The sequence below is a fragment of the Pseudomonas sp. H3_E04 genome (genome assembly GCF_054668915.1).
Window position 1 is genome coordinate 915,065 of the sequence record NZ_CP162797.1, and the last position, 18,945, is coordinate 934,009.

At 57.9% G+C, this 18,945-nt stretch carries 20 protein-coding genes and 1 pseudogene; 15 read left to right on the forward strand and 6 right to left on the reverse strand.

Annotated features, from left to right (window positions below; translation table 11 throughout):
- Positions 1 to 45 precede the first annotated feature (45 nt).
- On the forward strand, positions 46 to 762 hold the full coding sequence (locus AB4N53_RS04230) for a class I SAM-dependent methyltransferase (RefSeq protein WP_460118434.1): 717 nt from the start codon (positions 46 to 48) through the stop codon (positions 760 to 762).
- Between the two features lie 14 nt (positions 763 to 776).
- Here AB4N53_RS04230 and AB4N53_RS04235 read toward each other — a convergent pair whose 3' ends face one another.
- Complete coding sequence (locus AB4N53_RS04235) at positions 777 to 1,025, reverse strand: DUF6555 family protein (protein ID WP_460118436.1); 249 nt, start codon at positions 1,023 to 1,025, stop codon at positions 777 to 779.
- A 159-nt stretch (positions 1,026 to 1,184) separates the two neighbouring features.
- On the opposite strand from AB4N53_RS04235, the pseudogene AB4N53_RS04240 reads away from it, so the two are divergent.
- Positions 1,185 to 1,584: pseudogene (locus AB4N53_RS04240) on the forward strand (ATP-binding protein); the annotation flags it as partial.
- A 145-nt stretch (positions 1,585 to 1,729) separates the two neighbouring features.
- Here AB4N53_RS04240 and AB4N53_RS04245 read toward each other — a convergent pair.
- Positions 1,730 to 2,497: a sulfite exporter TauE/SafE family protein gene (locus AB4N53_RS04245; RefSeq protein ID WP_460118438.1), complete on the reverse strand. Its 768-nt coding sequence runs from the start codon at positions 2,495 to 2,497 to the stop codon at positions 1,730 to 1,732.
- Positions 2,498 to 2,643: 146 nt separating this feature from the next.
- On the reverse strand, positions 2,644 to 3,618 hold the full coding sequence (locus AB4N53_RS04250) for a hypothetical protein (RefSeq protein WP_460118440.1): 975 nt from the start codon (positions 3,616 to 3,618) through the stop codon (positions 2,644 to 2,646).
- 141 nt (positions 3,619 to 3,759) lie between these two features.
- On the opposite strand from AB4N53_RS04250, the gene AB4N53_RS04255 reads away from it, so the two are divergent.
- The 4 genes from AB4N53_RS04255 to AB4N53_RS04270 all read left to right on the forward strand — a co-directional run bounded on the left by AB4N53_RS04255 (position 3,760) and on the right by AB4N53_RS04270 (position 6,203).
- Positions 3,760 to 4,626 carry a LysR family transcriptional regulator gene (locus tag AB4N53_RS04255; RefSeq protein ID WP_460118441.1) on the forward strand — a complete coding sequence of 289 codons (867 nt, stop codon included), beginning with the start codon at positions 3,760 to 3,762 and terminating at the stop codon, positions 4,624 to 4,626.
- Positions 4,627 to 4,750: 124 nt separating this feature from the next.
- On the forward strand, positions 4,751 to 5,311 hold the full coding sequence (locus AB4N53_RS04260; protein WP_460118443.1) for a nucleotidyltransferase family protein: 561 nt from the start codon (positions 4,751 to 4,753) through the stop codon (positions 5,309 to 5,311).
- A 41-nt stretch (positions 5,312 to 5,352) separates the two neighbouring features.
- Positions 5,353 to 5,787, forward strand: coding sequence for an NUDIX hydrolase (locus AB4N53_RS04265; protein ID WP_460118445.1), 435 nt, complete (start codon positions 5,353 to 5,355; stop codon positions 5,785 to 5,787).
- 8 nt (positions 5,788 to 5,795) lie between these two features.
- Positions 5,796 to 6,203, forward strand: coding sequence for a hypothetical protein (locus tag AB4N53_RS04270; protein WP_460118447.1), 408 nt, complete (start codon positions 5,796 to 5,798; stop codon positions 6,201 to 6,203).
- 321 nt (positions 6,204 to 6,524) lie between these two features.
- Here the strand turns inward: AB4N53_RS04270 and AB4N53_RS04275 are convergent, their stop codons facing one another.
- Together AB4N53_RS04275 and AB4N53_RS04280 are read right to left on the reverse strand one after the other, a co-directional pair.
- Positions 6,525 to 7,484 carry an EamA family transporter gene (locus AB4N53_RS04275; protein ID WP_460118449.1) on the reverse strand — a complete coding sequence of 320 codons (960 nt, stop codon included), beginning with the start codon at positions 7,482 to 7,484 and terminating at the stop codon, positions 6,525 to 6,527.
- A gap of 168 nt (positions 7,485 to 7,652) precedes the next feature.
- A complete protein-coding gene (locus AB4N53_RS04280; RefSeq protein WP_460118451.1) occupies positions 7,653 to 8,579 on the reverse strand; it encodes a LysR family transcriptional regulator in 927 nt (308 codons plus the stop codon).
- A gap of 112 nt (positions 8,580 to 8,691) precedes the next feature.
- Between AB4N53_RS04280 and AB4N53_RS04285 the strand changes: the two genes are divergently transcribed.
- The 9 genes from AB4N53_RS04285 to AB4N53_RS04325 all read left to right on the forward strand — a co-directional run bounded on the left by AB4N53_RS04285 (position 8,692) and on the right by AB4N53_RS04325 (position 16,625).
- Positions 8,692 to 9,444 (forward strand): 3-oxoacyl-ACP reductase family protein, encoded by a 753-nt coding sequence (locus tag AB4N53_RS04285; RefSeq protein WP_460118453.1) that lies wholly within the window; start codon positions 8,692 to 8,694, stop codon positions 9,442 to 9,444.
- Between the two features lie 7 nt (positions 9,445 to 9,451).
- Positions 9,452 to 10,048 carry an NADPH-dependent F420 reductase gene (locus tag AB4N53_RS04290; RefSeq protein ID WP_460125308.1) on the forward strand — a complete coding sequence of 199 codons (597 nt, stop codon included), beginning with the start codon at positions 9,452 to 9,454 and terminating at the stop codon, positions 10,046 to 10,048.
- 49 nt (positions 10,049 to 10,097) lie between these two features.
- Complete coding sequence (locus tag AB4N53_RS04295; protein WP_460118455.1) at positions 10,098 to 10,490, forward strand: nuclear transport factor 2 family protein; 393 nt, start codon at positions 10,098 to 10,100, stop codon at positions 10,488 to 10,490.
- A gap of 123 nt (positions 10,491 to 10,613) precedes the next feature.
- Positions 10,614 to 12,266 (forward strand): sensor domain-containing diguanylate cyclase, encoded by a 1,653-nt coding sequence (locus tag AB4N53_RS04300; RefSeq protein WP_460118457.1) that lies wholly within the window; start codon positions 10,614 to 10,616, stop codon positions 12,264 to 12,266.
- Between the two features lie 176 nt (positions 12,267 to 12,442).
- The gene (locus AB4N53_RS04305; protein WP_460118459.1) at positions 12,443 to 13,993 is read left to right on the forward strand and encodes an EAL domain-containing protein; all 1,551 of its coding nucleotides are present in this window, start codon (positions 12,443 to 12,445) and stop codon (positions 13,991 to 13,993) included.
- 58 nt (positions 13,994 to 14,051) lie between these two features.
- The gene (locus AB4N53_RS04310; RefSeq protein WP_460118461.1) at positions 14,052 to 14,354 is read left to right on the forward strand and encodes an ArsR/SmtB family transcription factor; all 303 of its coding nucleotides are present in this window, start codon (positions 14,052 to 14,054) and stop codon (positions 14,352 to 14,354) included.
- Between the two features lie 63 nt (positions 14,355 to 14,417).
- Positions 14,418 to 15,392, forward strand: a complete 975-nt coding sequence (locus AB4N53_RS04315) for a zinc-dependent alcohol dehydrogenase family protein (RefSeq protein ID WP_460118463.1) — start codon at positions 14,418 to 14,420, stop codon at positions 15,390 to 15,392.
- A 28-nt stretch (positions 15,393 to 15,420) separates the two neighbouring features.
- Positions 15,421 to 15,762: an antibiotic biosynthesis monooxygenase family protein gene (locus tag AB4N53_RS04320; RefSeq protein WP_460118465.1), complete on the forward strand. Its 342-nt coding sequence runs from the start codon at positions 15,421 to 15,423 to the stop codon at positions 15,760 to 15,762.
- Between the two features lie 164 nt (positions 15,763 to 15,926).
- A complete protein-coding gene (locus AB4N53_RS04325; RefSeq protein WP_460118467.1) occupies positions 15,927 to 16,625 on the forward strand; it encodes a DUF695 domain-containing protein in 699 nt (232 codons plus the stop codon).
- Between the two features lie 195 nt (positions 16,626 to 16,820).
- On the opposite strand, the gene AB4N53_RS04330 is transcribed toward AB4N53_RS04325, so the two are convergent.
- A complete protein-coding gene (locus AB4N53_RS04330; RefSeq protein WP_236169182.1) occupies positions 16,821 to 18,677 on the reverse strand; it encodes an ABC transporter ATP-binding protein in 1,857 nt (618 codons plus the stop codon).
- Positions 18,678 to 18,945 lie beyond the last annotated feature (268 nt).

The window sequence follows — 18,945 nt, forward strand, 5'->3', positions numbered from 1 at the left end:
TGATGCTCATGGCGTAGCGTGCCATCAAGAACAAGGAGAATCCCCATGACCCAACTCGCCCTCGATCCCGCCGGCAAATTCGACAACTCCAGAGCCAATGAATACGCCAGGCAAAGTCGCATTGCCCTGGCCGGCTACGACGCCTGTCACGACCTGTCCGCCTGCATGTTGGCCGCCAGCCTCGGCCCGTCGCGCTCGGCAAAAGTGCTGGTGGTCGGTGCCGGCGGCACAGCGCAGGAAATCATCGCCATGGCCGCGCTGGAGCCAAGCTGGAATTTCACTGCAGTGGACCCTTCCGAGCCGATGCTGAGTGCCGCCACCGAGCACTTGCGCGCCAATGATCTGTTGCACAGAACCCGAGTACATCTCGGCCATGTCGAAGACTTGCCGGCAGACGCGTCCTTCGATGCCGCGACGCTGATCGGCGTGCTGCATCACTTGGGCGGCGACACGGCCAAGCAACAGATCCTGCAATCCATTCACGCCCGGCTCAAACCCGGCGCGCCGTTGATCGTCGCCGGCAATCATTACGCTTACGAAAGTCAGCCGTTGCTGCTCCAAGCCTGGAGCCAGCGCTGGCGACAGCAGGGCGCCACCGCCGAGGAGGTGCAGGCGAAACTCGGGAAGATTTTGCAGGGCGCTGATCCGCCGCACTCGGAGGCGGCGGTTCAGGCGTTGTTGCAACACGCGGGGTTCGGTGAGGCGACGCGGTTTTTCAGTAGTCTGTTCTGGGGCGCCTGGCTGACATGCAGGGTGGCTTGAGCCGCGCCGTTTGCCTATGCCTCCGTCCAGTCCAGTGCTGCGGTTTCGCGCCACTTCACATGGGTGATGCCGTAGCGCTCGGCCTGGGGTTTGGAAACGACTTTCAACGGCGGTTTGCCCGGTTTTGGAATCGGCGCAATACCGGCGTCACAGCTCGCCCAATGCCAAGCGTCGGCGTTGCGCATACTCTTGGCGCGGATGACGAATGATTTTGGCTGGTCGTGCAGTTTGTATTCGATGACGAAAATATCGGTGCTACGCATGAGTTCCTCCTTACGCTCATACGTAAATGATTTTGTCCGACAAAAAAAATTCAAAGGATTTTCTGGCCAGGTGATCAGCGACACAAAACGCTCTGGAACGCGGTTCTCCAAGGATTCTCAGGAGCCGAGAACCTGCTTGACGATCAATGCATAGGTGCCGCCGGGGTGCGCGGCCCGGCGCGTCTCGCCACGTTGCGCCTGGTGGCCTCGCAGGCCCGCGATCTCGCTGGACAACGCGCGTCTGTATCGCGACCTCGCCGAGCGCGAAGCGCAGATCCGCCGGCTGGTCCCCGCCAACATCATCGTTTGGAGCGTGGAAGGGCAAATCATCGAGGCCAACGACGCGTTCCTGCGCATGGTCGGTTTCACCCGTGACGAGTTGCTTTCGGGCGGTGTGCATTGGCGTGACATGACCCCGCCGGCGATGTGCGCCAACAGCGATGTCGCCACCGGGCTGGGCATGGGGTTGTCGATCTGCCGCACGATCATTGAAAGTCACGGCGGACGGTTGTGGGCCGAGCGCAGTGAGCCGAGGGGCGCGCGGCTGGTGTTTGAGTTGCCGCGTTGCCTGGATCAATAACCCGGCTATCCGGGCGTCGCACCCGGGTGCGTCTCAATCGCTTGCTGAGCGTCGAAGAACTGGCCGAGGTGGTGCACCTGAGCCCGGCAATTCACCCGCGTATTCAGTATTAGGCGACCAGTGTCTACGAAAAAATATTGATCCCCATCCTGCCTATCAGGAATACGAGCAGGATCAGGAAAAAAACTCTGATGAAACTGCTTCCATAACGTAATGCCAGAAAGACACCGGTCAGTGCGCCGGCCATATTGCATAAGGCAATCACGCCGCCAATCGCCCACAAGACGTTACCGGAGGGGATAAAAAAAATAAGCGCAGCGCTGAACGTCCCCAGATTGACCAGTTTTGCAGAGGCTGATGCATTGAGGAAATCAAAGCCAAAGACCTTGACGAAGATAAACAGCAGCAGGCTGCCACTGCCCGGGCCGAAGACACCATCGTAGAAACCGATCAGACTGCCAAAGAAAACTCCAAGGCAAATATCTTTCGTTCCGAAGTGTCGGCCTTGGCCTGCCAAACCAAGTTTTTTCTCCATAAACGTGTAGATAGCCATGACTATCAATATGCAAAAGACAACGATCTCCATCAATCTTTTAGGGACAAGGGATACTGAGAGAGCGCCGAGAAAAGAAAATAAAAAAGCGCCGAGCATGGTCGGAAGCATTAAATTCCAGCGGATTTTTATGCGCTTCAAGTAACCCGATATTGATGAAATATTGCCTGCCAGAACGGCCAGTTTGTTGGTGCCGAAAATGGTGGCAAGACTGTACTGCGGTAGAGCATGTAGAAGTGCTGGCACCTGAACCAGGCCTCCGCCACCGACCGCAGCGTCTATCAGGCCACCACAGAACGCGAAGAAACCCAGCGCAAGAACAGCGTGTTCAACATTCATGCGATAGATCCCTGCGGAACGTCATTTTAGCCGGAAGGTTCATGAGTCGCTCGTGGTCTTATATTGAATATCGTTAAAACATGCCGATCATTCTTCAACTTCAAGTTGCGAGAGTTTTATCGGCATGTTTTGTCAGTCAACAGATGTCAAGAGGTCATAATCCGATGCATGGCGGAGAATGCATTGCCGACTCTTTCATTGTAATTGAGCATGATGCCCTTCAGGCGCGCAGGTTTGAATTCCAAACCTACCGTCCGACCGTAAGCTTGCGCGGCCGCCAAGGCATGCAATCCGTGTTTATTCTCAACTTCACCGGAGTGGCCCATTACGTAGCCTTTGGCGTTACGCAGGCTCTGCGTGTTTGTTCTCAAGAATGGATTGGCAGCGAGGAGCTTTGCTTCAATATATTGAGCGATGAAATTGTATTCACGACCATTCCAGAGTTCTGATGCGATTGAAACCATCATCGCATCCATAATTGAAGATCTGTGTTCCTGAGAATTTAAAGCCGTTTTATGCTTGGCGACCCCGGTGTTGTATAGGAAATCCGCGAAGTCATTACATTCAGCAATTTTGAATTGTTCCTCAACCCAGGCTGACGCACCAAAAGCTGCAGTCATGTAGTTGTACATTCCGTCATGGCCCTGATGTCCAAGACCGAAATCATCTTTCGCCACTTCATGCATATGCGCCATGACATTGTGGTAACCCTCACGTCTGTCGGGAGATACCGATATCGCATCCGCCGACAGGCGCATGATGATTTTTGCCGAGACGAGGCTGGTGGTTTTATGGGTTTCATTCCACCCATTGAAAAAGCTTAATACCGACGAATCTATTGCTGGTTTTTCGAGAAACGCCCTGAATGCGCTTTCAGCCGCCAGTTGCGCGTCTTGCGTGATGGAATGATTGAGTACCTCAAGCATGGCGTCCTGTACCTCAGCAACGTTCCCGACGCAGGCCAGCAAAGGTTGACGCCGTTGGTTTTCTTCTAAGGTACGTCCGGGAATTTTCAAGTTGCGTATGTGCCTGGGCAGGGCCTGGATAAATGTCTCGCCAAGTTCTTGCATGGATTTATGTTCAAGCGGTTCCAAACGGCTCTGTGGCGATGCTGAGCTCATGATGTGTCCTTCTCCCTAAAGACCTATGAATGTTTGGTTTTAACGCACTTTTCGCCTTGCAGCGGCGAAATTAGCCCAGTTTGTTGGTCTCCGACAAGTGACTTATACTCACCCGATCATTCATTTTTAATGAGTATATGTATGGAGTTTTCGCAACTGGTCATGTTCAAGGCAGTAGCCGATCTGGGCAGTATCGTTCGTGCCTCGGAACGATTGCATTGCGTGCCGTCCAACATCACCAACCGCATCAAGCTTTTGGAGCGTGAGCTTGGAGTTGACCTGTTTATAAGGAAAGGCAGAGGTTTGATCATCAGCCCTTCAGGTCGGCTTTTTCTCGGCTATACCAACAAAATCCTTTCTTTGTGCGAAGAATCGCAACGAGCGCTTGATCCGCTGTCAGCTCCTTCGGGAGAACTCAGGATTGGTGCCATAGAGTCATCCGCTACCGGCCGGTTACCCAAAGTGCTATCCAGGTTTCATCAACTCTACCCGGCTGTACAAATGCAATTCAGCACTGGCGATTGGTCACAATTATCCGCCGAAGTGGTCAACTACACATTGGACGGGGCAATAATTGCCGTCAGGCCAGAACATCCGGACATCGAGAGTCTGGAGATCTATGAAGAGGATCTAGTGGTGATTGCCTCGCCGTCCGCGGGGGTGATAAACCAGCCAGAGGACCTGCACGGTGTGGATTTATTCATGTGGCCTGAAGGATGTCCCTACAGAAAGGCTTTGCTAACCTGGCTGGAGCGGTACAAAGTTTTCAACCCGATAACAAGCATAGCCAGTTATGGCACCATCCTTGGCTGCGTAAGTTCAGGCGCCGGTATTTCGTTGGTGCCGAGAGGCATGTTTGAACAGTTCCGCCAGCTCGGCGGTATTCAAGGATTCTTCTTCAATGACTTAAAGCCTGTGCAGAATTATTTTATCTGGAACAGGCACGTTGAATCTCATCGCGCAAAAGACAAGTTTGCCGATTTGCTCAAGGAAGAGTTCAAGGTTTGAGTAGTGGGCGGCAGTTGGCCCTATCCTGCAAAGTTCGCCTGCACTCGCCATTCAGCACAAGGGACCGAGCGCTTACAGAGACCACTGATAGGCTCTCGCAACCATGGTCATTGGATTGAAATAAATGAATCTGGAAGCGCAACTGCGGGATCTGATTGCTGAAGATCCCGTCCGCATGCACATCCTGCGCATAGTCAGAGATCTCAACTTGCCGGACTGCTGGGTTGCCGCAGGTTTTGTGCGCAGCCTGGTTTGGGATCATCTGCATCAGCGCCAACCTTCGCCGTTGCCCGAGGACATTGATGTCGTATGGTTTGACACAGCATGCGCCAGTGCGCAAACAGACCTGGCCGTGGAGGTAGAGCTTGCAGCACTGTGCAGCGGCTTGAACTGGTCGGTGAAAAACCAGGCACGCATGCACCAGCGGAACGCCGATGCGCCTTATGGGGCGGTTGCCGATGCAATGACGTTCTGGCCGGAAACTGCTACGGCAGTAGGGGTCAGGCTTGATCGGCATGGTGCGATAGAGGTTTCGGCGCCGTTGGGGCTAGAGGATTTGTTTGCGCTGAAAGTGCGGCCAACCGCCCGATTTGAAAGTGATAAAAACGCGGTGTTTGTGGAGCGCATGCAATCGAAGAGATGGCTCGAGATCTGGCCGAAGTTGACGCTCGTAACGCAGGGTTGATGCCACCCCGATGGATCATTTAAACCGATAAGGAAATCTTTATGCATCCCGACAAGGCCTGTCCTGTTGTGCTTTGTTTCGCACAGCGCCCGCGAATCCTGCTGTTTCGACATCCACAGGCCGGGGTGCAGTTAGTAAAAGGAACCATTGAGCGCGGAGAAACACCCGCCCAGGCCGCTTTGCGAGAATTGGCGGAAGAGTCCGGTATTGAGAATGCGACAATCGCGCAGGATTTGGGATGCTGGGAGTCTGGCCACCACGGACAAGTCTGGTCGTTCCAACTTTGCGAGGTGCGTGAGCCACTGCCAGAGCGATGGTTTCACCAGACACTGGATGATCAAGGGCATGTTTTCGAGTTTTTCTGGGCCTCGCTCGATGAGTTACCGTATGACGATTGCCGTCCTGTGTTTCGTCGAGCGCTGGGATTTTTGGATGAGATTTTGAAGTATCAAGGACAACGAGGGGCAGACGACTGAGGAGCTAAATGGAAATCAACCGGCTGCTTAAGAAGCGACAGTTGAATGTGCAGGAACAGAATGCCGTGACTGCCCACCGCCTGATGACGAACGCAAGATTCTGGCGTAATGCCGGTCTTCCCATTGCCTTGGCTGGTTATGGTGAAAGCCAGGGCATCGACTGGGCGGGCACCGTGGTACTTGAACTGGAAGTCGATTTCCCCGGCATGCCAAGGCTGCATGGCTTGATCCTGAATCAGGCAGAACGGTTCATAGCCTTTGAAATTGACACCGACATCGACCACCAATGTGTGAACGCTGTGGAGCGATGGGAAGATGTAACTGAAATTCAGAACCATGCAGTTTCCCAGCGCGGCACTGGTAAAGGTTTCGCTTTAATTGCTCTTCAGGTCAGACGGGAAATTTCAGGATCGTGATAGGCAAGGATCGCCGGGAACCTCAGCACAATCCCCTTGTAGGAGTGAGCCTGCTCGCGATGACGCCAGCCCATTTACCGCCACATAAACAAAAAATCCTCAGCCTGTTTAGCCACAAACACCAGACTCAGAACGCCGGCGGAATTCTTACGAACAGAGCTGAAGGTTACTGCGATTTATCTCTACAAGGGTGAAATAGGAAGCTATGCCCAGATAGACCTCGAGAGCCTGCAATTCTGCTGATCCGGTATCGAGCCGGCGGCGATAAGCAGGACTCGCCAACCAAGAGTCCCGCCATCACAACCCCTCAAACCTCAAACCTCAAACCTCAGCCTTCACCCCAACCTTCACCGTCGCCTTCCGATACGTCAGCAAAACAATCCCGCTCACCACAATCACTCCACCCACGATCTGTCCTCTGCTTAGCATCTGATCCAGCACAATCCAGCCCATCAACAACGTCGCCAGTGGTTCGATGTTCATCACCGGGGCATTGCGCGGCATGTCCAGTCTGGGGACGGAGATGAACAACACAATGAAGCCGGTCCCATAGAGCACGACCAGCGTGGCGAGGGCCAACCAGCCGGTTGAGGTGGCGGGGAGGTTGAGTCCGCCGGGGAGGGCGCCGGTCAGGCCGGCCAGGTTGACGCTGCTGAAGACGATGAAGATGGTCAGCAGGCTGCGCACCGAGCCGCGCACTTGCGACAGTTTGTGATCGGTGATCCACAGCGCGCAGGCGAAGACGCTGGCGGCGCAGAAGGCGAGTGTGACGCCCAGCAACCATTCCGGGCCGACGCTGGCGCTGTCTGACAGACGTCCGGGGACGTCCAGCACGAATACCAGCCCGACAAGGATCAAGCCCATCAACATCGCGGTGCGCGCGCTTGGTCGTGGGCCGCCCAGCGCCCAGGTCAGCAAGGCGAGCAGGATCGGAAATACGTTGGCCACCAGCAGCGCCAGAGCGACCGGCACTCGTGCGACAGCGGAGTAGAGGCAGAGGCTCTGCGCAGTAATCAGCAGGCCCAACAACAGTTGCCAACGCCACGCGCCCGTCGGCAGACGCAGGCTTTGCCGCTGCCACAGGACGAGAATGGCAAGCACCAGCAAGGTCCCGCCCGAGCGCATCAGAATTGCCAGCAGCACACCCGCGCCGTCATCAAAAGCCACCCGTGCCGCGACGTGGTTGCCGGCGAACGCACAACCCATGCACAACAGAATGATTACGGCGAGATAACGGGGGAAGGGTGGCGGTACGGTTGGCGCAAACTCAGGACGGGACATGGCAGATCTCAAAAATGATAGCCACTCGGGGTGGCTCAGGTTTTTATTATGTTGTCGTACAACTGCCCGATTTGTACCGTAATCGAGCAGACGCGGCAAGCTCGAAAGGCTTGATAAGCCGCTTAGGCGTGACGCTGTTTGAGTTTCAGAGGTCGTATAACTTGCTTGCTAAGCCCGAGCATCGAGTCGAGTCGCCCACCCATCCTCTCGAGCCTGACCGACCAGAAAATCCACAAACGCCCGGGTTTTGGCCGGCAACAGTTTCTGGCTGGAAAAGTACAAATAGATCTGCCCCGCATCGACATACCAATCCGGCAAAACCCTTTCCAGCGTACCGTCCTGCAGATGAGGCAAAACATCCGGAACTGCCAACAGCGCAACCCCCAATCCCAGTCGCGCGCACTGACACAGCGCTTGTGGATCGTTGACCAACAGGCGCGGCTTCAACTCCAAAGGCGCTCGTTGCCCGTCGCGCCGTTGCAGCATCCAACTGCGCACCTTGCCGGTCTGTACCGAGCGCATGGCCAGGTGATCGAGCGTCGACAGTTCTTCAATGTGCCGGATGCGCTGGTGTCCCGAGAGGTACTCTTTTGATGCCACCAGAATCAGATGCGCCGGCGCGATGGCCCTGGCCACCACACCTTGCGCCAACTCGATGCCGCCGCCGATGGCCGCATCAAATCCATCTGCGATGAGATCGACCTGGCGATTGTCGACGTGCCATTCAGGGGTCACGGCGGGGTATTGCTTGAGAAACTCGGGCATCAGCGGCAGCAGAAAATCCCTGGCGAAACCGGGTGCTGCGCTCAGACGCAAAAGCCCTGAAGGCTCTCCAGCATTGCCGGCCACATCGGCGATCGCCGCCTGAACGCTCTCAAGTCCCGAACCGACGTTGGCCAAAAAGCGCTCTCCCGCCTCGGTCAGCGTGAGTTTGCGCGTGCTGCGCTGAAACAAGCGTACGCCGAGGTTGGCCTCCAGCTGCGCGACATTGCGACTGACCGCTGCTGGAGTCAGGCCCAGGCGTCGCGCGGCCGCAGAGAAGCTTCCCGCCTCGGCGCTGCGCACGAATGAGAGCAAATTGCCTAACGTTTCCATCCGTGCACCTTCAACTGATGATTGAAAGTGATTCTAGGTGGCTTCCACTACTGATGGAAGATCAAAAGGCGTCTCATAGCCTTATCAACTTCAACCACCCAGAGGCTCGACCATGAACACATCCACGCTTCCACTGACCGGCAAAATCGCCATCGTTACCGGTGGCTCACGCAGCATCGGCGCCGCAATCGCCAAGCGGCTCGCGGCAGACGGCGCAACCGTCGCCATCACCTACAACGCATCGCCAGATCGCGCCGCAGCGGTCGTGCAGCAAATCGTTGCGGCGGGCGGCCAGGCTGTGGCGCTGGCGGCCGATGCGGGCAATCCCGAGGCTGTACGTGCAGCGATTGCCGAGGTTGCACAGCGTTTTGGCAAGATCGACATTCTGGTCAATAACGCTGGTATCAGCCTGCTCGGTGCCCCGGAGGACATCGCCTTAGAGGACTTTCAACGCATCCTTGCGGTGAACGTTACCGGCGTCTTCGTCGCCACTCAGCAAGCACTCAAACACATGGGGCAGGGCGGTCGGATCATTCACATCGGCAGTTCGATGGTGCAATACGCTGCGTTCGCTACCGCCTCCGTCTACACCCTGAGCAAAGGTGCGCTGACCGGTTTCAGTCGTGGACTGGTGCGCGATCTGGGGCCGCGCGGCATCACTGTGAACACCGTCCATCCCGGCCCGACCGACAGCGACATGAACCCGGCCGACGGGCCTATTGCGGACTTCCTACGCCCGAACATCGCCATGGGGCGGTACGGCGAGGGCAAGGATGTTGCCAGCGCGGTGGCGTACCTGGCCAGTGCAGAGGCAGGGTTTGTCACCGGCGCAGAATTAATCGTCGACGGCGGCTTCACAGCGTAAGGAGAGCATCATGACTATCAGCATCATTGGTACTGGCTCCATTGGCGCCGCCATCGCTCGGTTGCTCGTCAACGCGGGCCTGCCGGTCAGCCTGGCCAACAGTCGCGGGCCGCAAAGTCTTGCTGGCGTTGTCAGCGAATTGGGCCCACTCGCGCAAGCCGTAACCGCTCGGCAGGCGAGTCAGGCGGACGTCGTCTTTCTGGCGGTGAACTGGTCGAAAATCCCCGACGCGGTGCGCGATCTCGGGCCTTGGGATGGGCGCATCGTGATCGATGCCAACAACCCGATCGAGGCGCCACTGTTCAAGCCGTTCGATCTGGGCGGCCAGCCGTCTTCGCAAGTGGTGGCGCAGATGCTGCCCGGTGCGCACGTAGTCAAGGCCTTCAACCATTTGCTCGCGGCTCTGCTGACCGATCCCACCGCCGAGGGCGGCAAGCGTGTGCTGTTTTATTCCGGTGAAGATGCCGCGAGCAAAACCAAGGTTGCAGAGCTGATCACTCAACTGGGTTTTTACGGCATCGATCTGGGCGGTGTGCAGCAGGGAATGCTTGCGCAGTTTCCGGGCGGACCTTTGCCAGCCTTGAACCTGGTCAAACATGGTTAACCGCTGAGCCCGCGCAACCGGGCTTCACATCTCAATCGAGGATTAAAAAATGTCTGGCTCAGATTCGCGAAATGTCAACGAAGTGGAAAACTACGACGCCTTGCTGCGGGCCAACCTGCAGCGCGTGTTCAACGAGCGCGATGCACAGCGGCGCGTGGCAGCGGTGCAGGAGCTTTTTGCAGATACACCAACAATGTACGAACCGACGGGCATCGTCACTGGGCAGGCGGCGATTTCAGAAGTGGCCGGTGCGTTGCTGGCTCAGTTCGGGCCGGACTTCGAGTTTGTTCCGGAGGGGCCGGCGGTTGGGCACCACGGGTTGGGTTACCTGCGCTGGCATGCGGGCCCGAGCGCTGGACCGGTTGTCGTCAGTGGCGTCGATGTGGCAGAAATCAAAGCGGGAAAAATCGTGCGGTTGTGGGTATTGCTGGACCCGGCTTGAAGTTCAACCGCAGCGGGGAGACGCTCTCGTATTGGAAGTCGCTCAGGCGTCTCACGCACGAGCGCATATACTCGCTGAGGCGCTTTCGCTGCGAACTCCCAAAGAGACCTGTCAGGGCAGACGATGATCGACAGAACGGACCCCCCAAATGAATCGGCCAGCGACGAGACGCTGGGTGCCACGCAACCGGTAACTGCGCTGAATTTGCGTTGGCTGATTCTCTCACTGGTACTGCTGTCTGTTCTGGCGACGTTGGGCAACAGCCTTGTCACGGCCTACCGCGTGCAGCGCGATGCCTTGGTTGATCATGCCCTGCAGTCGAACAGCGCCTATGCAGCGAAGGTCGCTTCGAGTCTCGCTGAATTCATTCATTCAGCACAGAACCATCTTCGTTACAGCGCCAGTGAATTGGGCCAGGCCTGGGGTGACCCCAGCGTCATGCGCGCCGAAGCGCTGCGCCTGCAAAAACAGGATGCCGATTTCAACTCGATTGCCATAATCGATAGTACTGCCAAGGTGCTGGAAGCGTACCCGGATACCCTGCAAATCAACGGTTCAACGCTGCGTTCGGATGCCATTCTCAAAGCTATCGAGGCGAGGCGGCCGTTCATCAGTTCCGCGTATACATCCGCCGCCGGCAATCTCGTCGTATTTATCTCCGAACCCGTCTACGACTCTGCTGAGCGTTACGTGGGCATCATCGGCGGCTCGGTTTATCTGCGCGAAGACAACGCACTGCACACCTTGATCAGCCGCCATTTTCACCACGAAGGCACCTTTGCTTTTGTAGCAGATCAGGATCGGCAACTGCTTTTTCACCCTGAGGCGGCGCGCATTGGCGACACCCTGGGCTGGAGCAAAACCGTCGACGCCGCGTTGCGTGGCGAGAGCGGCGCGATGAGCGTACGTAACTACAAAGGCGTACCCATGCTCGCCGGGTACGCTCAGGTGCCGGGCGCTGGCTGGGCCGTGGTCGCGCAGCAGCCGCGCGAGGTCAGTCTGGCGCCGCTGAACACCTTGATGCGCGATGTGCTGCTGGGAATGCTGCCTGCCGCCCTGATCGGCTTCGTACTGATCTGGTTCGGCACCTTGCTGATCTGTCGCCCGCTCAATCAGCTGTCGCGTATTGCCCGGCAGTTGTCAGCGCCGCAGGCCAGTGAGCAACTTCGCCACGTCAAGGCCTGGTATCACGAGGCGTTTTCCATCCGCCAGGCGATGCTTGCCGGCGTGCAGTTGTTGCAAGCGAAGCTGGGTCACCTGAACCAGCAGGTGCTGACCGACGCCATGACCGGGCTGGCCAATCGCAGAGCCATGGATGAGGAGTTGCGCCGCCTTGAGCGCAGCGGTCAGCCATATTCGGTGTTATCGCTGGACATCGACCATTTCAAAACGGTTAACGACACCTTCGGCCACGACAAGGGTGATCTGGCGATCAAACAGGTCGCGCATACCCTGCAAACCTATTCCCGCGTCGGCGACCTGGCGTGCCGAGCCGGAGGAGAGGAATTCTTGCTGATTTTGCCGCAGACCGATGTCGGGTCAGCCAGTGCCATCGCTGAGCGGATTCGTCAGGCCATTGCGACCAGTGATATTCCGACCGTAGGGCGCATTACCGCTTCGATCGGCGTGGCAACGTGTGAACACTTGCCGACTACTGCAGAAATCGTCCTGAAGAAAGCCGATGAATGCCTCTACCGCGCCAAACAGGGTGGACGCAATCGAGTGGAATCGTATCTGTCGATGGCCTCAAGCAATTGCGATGAGACTACAAATTGATCCACGTCACGGGGCTTTCAACTAATCGGCAGAGTTGTTGATTCTGCTTCGATTCCAAGCTAAAAGCAGCGGTAGGTGCCGCGCAAACGGCGCGTCCAGCAGTCGCGATGACGCGTCACGGGCCAACTCATTCGGGCGGTGAAATGAAGCGTTCAAAGATCATGCGGCGGGGAATAATGCTGACGGCCCTTGCGATGATCGTCCCGTTGGGCATGACCCTCGCGGCTGGCTGGATGCTGTCGATCTACGCGGCGCACGACCGCCTGCAGACGCTCGCCGCGATTGCCAACGATCGCGCCAGTCAGACATTCGCGCAGGCCTCCCAAGCGCTGAAGAGCATGGCCATTACTGACCTCGAACCCTGCTCGCCACAAGCCATCGAGCAGATGCGCATGATTGCCATCAATACCTTTTCGGTCGAGACGGTGGGCTATGAAGAGGATGTGTTTGCCTGCACGTCATGGGGCGCCACGCCGCCGCGGACGAATAAATGGGCGGAGGATTTCGTCACTGACGACGGGGTGAAGGTGTCCGTCGATGCGCGCGATGACAACGAGCTGATCAAACCGATGCTGGCATTGCAGTTTGCTGCGTTCAACGTGCTGGTCGACCCGGAACAGTTTCGCGAAGTCGTGCTGGATGAAGGCGTCAGGCTGGCCGTCGGCACACGTCAGGGCCGCTTGCTCGGCCCGGCGGACCCGAACATGGCGAGTTTCCTCGCCTTGGTGCATGAGGGGCCTACGCATGGCCTCAAGGACGGTTTTCTCTACACGCTGGTGGCCCAGGGCAACTTCACCGTAATCGCCGCAATCCCGCGACAGGAACTGTTGCGCAGCCTCGGGCAACACGTCCTTTATCTGCTGCCGATCGGTCTTGTCATCACCCTGGGCTTGGTCATTGCGAGCCTGCGCTGGTGGCGACGCAAGCTGTCCCCGCTGGCGGCACTGGAGCGCGCGGTGCAGCGCCAAGAGTTCGTGGTTCATTACCAGCCGATCATTGAAATCGAAACCCGGCGCTGTGTCGGCGCCGAAGCCTTGATCCGCTGGCGCAAACCCAGCGGCACGCTGGTCTACCCGGACGTGTTCATCCCGCTGGCCGAATCCAGTGGATTGATCGAAGCGATCACTGACCAAGTGGTCCATCGTGTATTCGCAGACCTTGGCGCCATGCTCGCCAGTGACCGTTCGCTGCACGTGGCCTTGAACCTGGCCGCCGCCGATGTGAGCTCCGGCCGACTGATACCGACTTTATTGACTGAAAGCCAACGCCTCGACGTGCTGCCCGCGCAGATATGGCTTGAAGTGACAGAGCGCAGCCTCGTCGATCTGGCGTTAGCGAAAATAACGCTGGAGCGCGCACGAAGCGCTGGGTTTGTAGTTGCGCTGGATGACTTCGGCACTGGCTATTCGAGTTTGCAATATCTGCAGCAATTACCGCTGGACGTGCTCAAGATCGACCGATCCTTTGTTGAGCAGATCAGCGAAGCAGAGGAGCAGACCTTGCTGGTCACTCACGTCATTCAGATGGGCCACGCGCTGCGGCTGACACTTGTTGCTGAGGGCGTCGAGACCCCGGCGCAGCTCGACTTCCTGCACGCCAGCCAGGTGCGCTATGCACAAGGATGGCTGTTCGCGAAAGCCATGGAATGCGCACAGTTCCAACAGCTCTATCTGGACGGTCGGCCTTGCACCGACGCGCGCATTCTCCAGGACCCGATTGTTTCCTGAAAGAAATGAGTCAAAAAAATCGCATTGACATATCGAAAAATCTCGATATCCTCGGCGCATGGAACTGATCGAAATCTTCAAAGCCCTCTCGAACCCGACGCGCCTCAAGATCCTTGAAGGCCTGAAGGATCCCGTCAAGAACTTCCCCCCGCAGGATGAGGGTGACGTTTTTGTCGAGGGCGTCTGCGTCAGCAGCATTCAGGAAGGTATCGGCCTGTCGCAGTCGACGGTGTCGAGTTATCTGGCCACGTTGCAGCGGGTGGGGCTGGTTGAAGTGCGGCGCATCGGTCAATGGACCTACTACAAACGCAATGAGGCTGCTATCAGCGCGCTTGCAGAGATCATAGGGAAAGAGCTGTAAATTTTTTTACTACAGGATATCGAGAATTCTCGATATCCCTCTTTATCGATACGAGGTTTTGCCATGAAAGCGATGATTCTGAAATCCTTCGGCGGTCCTGAATCGTTCGAACTCAACGACGTTCCAAAACCGGTTCCGCAAGCGGGCCAAGTGCTGGTCCGAGTGCACGCCACTTCCATCAATCCGCTGGATTATCAGGTTCGGCGCGGCGACTATCCCGACCTGGTGCCGCTGCCAGCCATTACCGGCCACGACGTATCGGGCGTGGTCGAGGCTATCGGGCCGGGCGTCAGCGCCTTCGCACCTGGCGACGAGGTCTGGTACACCCCGCAGATATTCGACGGGCAGGGCAGTTATGCCGAATACCACGTCGCATCCGAAAACATCATCGCCAGAAAGCCTGCGTCGCTGAGCCACCTCGAGGCTGCCAGTCTGAGTCTGGTCGGCGGCACGGTTTGGGAAGCGCTGACCGTGCGCGCCGTGCTTCGCGTTGGCGAAAGCATTCTGATCCACGGTGGCGCGGGCGGGGTGGGGCATGTGGCAATTCAGGTGGCCAAGGCCATGGGCGCCAGAGTGTTCACCACCGTGCGCGAGGCCAACGCCGAGTTCGTCCGCAGCCTGGGCGCTGATGTGGTGATCGATTACACCCAAGAGGATTACGTCGAAGCGATCATGCGCGAAACCGCCGGGCATGGCGTTGATGTGGTGTTCGACACCATCGGCGGCGATACCCTGTCCCGCAGCGCCGACGCGCTCGCCCAGCTTGGCCGCGTCGTCTCGATCGTCGACATTGCGCAGCCGCAAAACCTCGTCCAGGCCTGGGGCAAGAACGCCAGCTATCACTTCGTCTTCACCCGGCAGAATCGCGGCAAGCTCGATGAACTGAGCGCGTTGGTCGAGCGCGGTCAGCTGCGGCCACACGTTGGCGCCGTCTATTCCCTCGCCGATATCCCGCTCGCCCACGCCCGACTCGAGAGCGGCAACAACGGTCTGCTGGGAAAAATCGCCATCGCCGTCGAGCCTTCGCTCATCGTCTGAATCCGCTCACTGATTTTGGAGAAACATCATGGTCTACGAGATCGCTGTGCTGCCCGTTCACCCGCAACAGACTGAAGCCTTTCGACGGGCATTTGCCGAAGTCGAACCGTTGCTCACTCGCGCCAAAGGTTACGGCGGCCACTTGCTGGCGCAAGGTATTGAAACCCCCGAGCAATTCAATTTGATCGTGCGCTGGCGGTCACTTGAGGACCACTCGCCGGGGTTTGAAGAAAGTGAAGACCACCAGCGGTTCATGCAGGGACTGGAGGATTATTTTTCGGCGGAACCGAGGGTGTATCACATTGAGGGTGGTGCTTTTCCGGGTGGCGACTTGAGCGTTGCGGGCAGTGGTTCAAGTACAGATAGCTGAGTGTTCTGATGGCTTTCGTCACAAGTGGCTGGTTCTGGCCGGGCTTCGCTTGTGACGAACTGCCATTTTCGCTGCGCTTTGGCCTGTTCATACGACAGGGGTGGCAGGCAGAATGCACCTCTTTTACATAGCTCTCGAACTGTTGCCACACCAAGGAAGGCCACTTGAACCACGCCACTTTCCACGCTTCCCCGCGCCCTCAAATCTGGCCCGCCGCTCTGTTATTCGCGCTGGCAACTCTAGTCATAACCGGTTGTTCGCGATCCCACTCTCCAAGGCCGGTGGAGCGCGATCCTTGTCTGGATGCCGGTCCAGTAAATACAACGGCCCATCACAAATGCGTGAGCGAGCGGGAAGAGCGCATCGCTGAAGCGCTCCGAATACTGCTCAGTGATGATCCGGCCGACCACCGGCAAGTGGCTGCGCCAGGCGACAGCGATTTTCAACCGTCTGATTTTCCTGACGACCCGATGCCAGCGAGTTTTCGCATGCCTTCCAACCTGAATCTCAAGGACGCCCAGGCGTTTGCTTACAAGACTCGAATCAGCTGGAAATACGTGCCGGATCACTTCCTGCCAAGTCCAAAGGAATACGCGCGGATGATGCAAATGGACCGTCTGATCCAGGCAGCCGTCGCAACGGATGGTTCGGCAAAGTGGGGGTGCACGGTCACTGGCGGACAACGCATGGAGTGGGTTTTCTACACGCTGGACGACGCGGCCTTTGTCAGCCGTGTGCAGGCAGCTCTTGCCCAGACCGGGCCCTATCCGATCGAGTTCAGCAGCCGTAAACAGGTCGATGTCAGTGCTGAGGTGCAGAATGCCGAGCAAACTCGACTCACGCCCAAGCGATGCCTAGAGTAAAAACTCTCCACGCATAACCTATTGCAACGGGCTCCTCTCATAGGAAGGAGTCCGTAGCCGTGGTCGCTTCAGAGGCGTTCGTTGCGGGCGCAGCGGCCATCTCCTGCTGCGGATTACAGGCATGCGCCCGCCAGAATTCATTCTCGAAAAACTCGAGCCGATCCTGTAGGCCTTGGCTCAGGCCCTCCAGCCTGATTACTCCTCCATCACCTCGACCAAACCCCGATCCTCACCCAGGAACCCGCCGCTCTGGTGCTGCCACAACCGCGCATAGGTGCCGTTTTTCTCAAGCAACTGCGCGTGGGTGCCTTGTTCGATGATGCGGCCTTCGTCCATGACGATCAGCCGGTCCATCGCCGCAATGGTCGACAAGCGGTGGGCGATGGCGATCACGGTTTTGCCCTGCATCATTTCATCGAGGCTTTCCTGAATCGCGACTTCAACCTCGGAATCCAGCGCGCTGGTGGCTTCATCAAGCAACAGGATAGGCGCGTTTTTCAGCATCACCCTGGCGATGGCGATGCGTTGGCGCTGGCCGCCCGAAAGCTTGATGCCGCGTTCGCCGACCAGCGTGTCGTAACCGCTGTGGCCCTGCTTGTCGCTCAACTGGCTGATGAAACCATCGGCCTGGGCGTTCACTGCCGCGCGATGGATGTCCTCGTCGGTGGCGTCCGGGCGACCGTAGGCGATGTTGTCGCGGATCGAACGGTGCAACAGCGACGTGTCTTGGGTGACCATGCCGATCACGCTGCGCAGGCTGTCCTGAGTCACCTCGGCGATGTTCTGCCCATCGATGCGGATCTCGCCGCGATCAACGTCGTAGAAGCGCAGCAGCAGGTTGATCAGCGTCGACTTGCCCGCACCGGAGCGGCCGACCAGGCCGATTTTTTCGCCCGGGCGAATGTGCAGGGTCAAGCCGTCGAGCACCTGACGTTCGCCGTTGTAGTTGAAGCTGACATTGTCGAAAACCACTTCGCCACCGGCAGGCTCAAGCACCTTGGCATCCGGTGCGTCCTGGACTTTCGGGCCGCTGGTCAGCGTGGCCATGCCGTCCTGCACGGTGCCGATGTTTTCGAACAGCGACGTCATCTGCCACATGATCCAGTGCGACATGCCATTGATGCGCAACGCCATGGCGGTGATCGCCGCGACGGCGCCGGTACCGACTTCGCCCTGATGCCACAGCCACAGCGCGTAACCGCCGGCACCGATAATCAACGCCACCACCAGCGCCTGATTGACGATTTCGAACTGGCTGACCAAGCGCATCTGGCGGAAGCCGGTGAGCTTGAAATCTTCCATCGCCGCGCGGGCAAAATGCGCTTCACGCTTGGAGTGCGAGAACAGTTTGACCGTGGTGATGTTGGTGTAGGCGTCGGCAATCCGCCCGGTCATCGACGAGCGCGCATCGGCCTGCTCCTGGCCGACCTTGCCCAGACGCGGAACGAAATACACCATCGCCAGCCCGAACAAAACGATCCACGCCAAGAACGGCAGCATCAACTTCAATGCAAAGCCACCGGCCAGCGCAATGATCGCGATGAAGTACACGCCGATGCCGGGGAGGATTTCGATCAGGGTGAACAGCACCTCGCGCACCGACAACGCGGTCTGCATGACCTTCGTCGTGACCCGACCGGAAAACTCGTCGGAGAAGAACGACAGACTTTGCCGCAGCATCAACCGGTGAAAGTCCCAGCGCAGGCGCAGCGGCAGATTGATCGCGAGGATCTGGTGCTGAACCATCGTACGCAGCGCCACCAGGCCGATGCTGACCACCAGCACGATGCCGATGCCCCACAACACGCGGCTTTCCTCATCACCGGCAGCGCCGCCGGACTGCCAGGTCGAGAGCAGATCCACCACTTGCCCAAGGAAAGAAAACAGCCACGCCTCGTAGATCGACACGCTGGCGCTGAGCAGGGCGAAGGCCAGAATGTAACCGCGCGCCCCCCGGGTACAGGCCCACAAGAAGCGCATCAGGCCAACTGGCGGTGGGGGCGCCTCGTCGGGCGGGAAGGGGTCGAGCCTTTCTTCAAACAGGCGAAGCATTGCGGTCTCCGAAGTGATCAGGGTGTGGGGATTCTGCCATCTATCGGCGGCGTTGCGGGTTTCGACGCCATGTTGCAGATCAATCCTTGTGCCTTGTCTTGACCGCAGGCAGGCGCAGAAGCTCAACGCAATCCTGCCTGGCGCAACCTTTCGTCGCTGATCCAGGCCAGACGTTGCACGCTCATCAACCTCTTTGAACTCTCGCGCAAGCTGCTTCGTCATCATCTATGTGGGGGCTCGAGGCAACGTTGCCGTGTAGTCCCGTTTT

Coding starts and splice junctions, on each gene's coding strand:
- AB4N53_RS04230 (WP_460118434.1), top strand. CDS start 46: ATGACCCAACTCGCCCTCGATCCCGCCGGCAAATTCGACAACTCCAGA.
- AB4N53_RS04235 (WP_460118436.1), bottom strand. CDS start 1,025: ATGCGTAGCACCGATATTTTCGTCATCGAATACAAACTGCACGACCAG.
- AB4N53_RS04245 (WP_460118438.1), bottom strand. CDS start 2,497: ATGAATGTTGAACACGCTGTTCTTGCGCTGGGTTTCTTCGCGTTCTGT.
- AB4N53_RS04250 (WP_460118440.1), bottom strand. CDS start 3,618: ATGAGCTCAGCATCGCCACAGAGCCGTTTGGAACCGCTTGAACATAAA.
- AB4N53_RS04255 (WP_460118441.1), top strand. CDS start 3,760: ATGGAGTTTTCGCAACTGGTCATGTTCAAGGCAGTAGCCGATCTGGGC.
- AB4N53_RS04260 (WP_460118443.1), top strand. CDS start 4,751: ATGAATCTGGAAGCGCAACTGCGGGATCTGATTGCTGAAGATCCCGTC.
- AB4N53_RS04265 (WP_460118445.1), top strand. CDS start 5,353: ATGCATCCCGACAAGGCCTGTCCTGTTGTGCTTTGTTTCGCACAGCGC.
- AB4N53_RS04270 (WP_460118447.1), top strand. CDS start 5,796: ATGGAAATCAACCGGCTGCTTAAGAAGCGACAGTTGAATGTGCAGGAA.
- AB4N53_RS04275 (WP_460118449.1), bottom strand. CDS start 7,484: ATGTCCCGTCCTGAGTTTGCGCCAACCGTACCGCCACCCTTCCCCCGT.
- AB4N53_RS04280 (WP_460118451.1), bottom strand. CDS start 8,579: ATGGAAACGTTAGGCAATTTGCTCTCATTCGTGCGCAGCGCCGAGGCG.
- AB4N53_RS04285 (WP_460118453.1), top strand. CDS start 8,692: ATGAACACATCCACGCTTCCACTGACCGGCAAAATCGCCATCGTTACC.
- AB4N53_RS04295 (WP_460118455.1), top strand. CDS start 10,098: ATGTCTGGCTCAGATTCGCGAAATGTCAACGAAGTGGAAAACTACGAC.
- AB4N53_RS04300 (WP_460118457.1), top strand. CDS start 10,614: ATGATCGACAGAACGGACCCCCCAAATGAATCGGCCAGCGACGAGACG.
- AB4N53_RS04305 (WP_460118459.1), top strand. CDS start 12,443: ATGCTGACGGCCCTTGCGATGATCGTCCCGTTGGGCATGACCCTCGCG.
- AB4N53_RS04310 (WP_460118461.1), top strand. CDS start 14,052: ATGGAACTGATCGAAATCTTCAAAGCCCTCTCGAACCCGACGCGCCTC.
- AB4N53_RS04315 (WP_460118463.1), top strand. CDS start 14,418: ATGAAAGCGATGATTCTGAAATCCTTCGGCGGTCCTGAATCGTTCGAA.
- AB4N53_RS04320 (WP_460118465.1), top strand. CDS start 15,421: ATGGTCTACGAGATCGCTGTGCTGCCCGTTCACCCGCAACAGACTGAA.
- AB4N53_RS04330 (WP_236169182.1), bottom strand. CDS start 18,677: ATGCTTCGCCTGTTTGAAGAAAGGCTCGACCCCTTCCCGCCCGACGAG.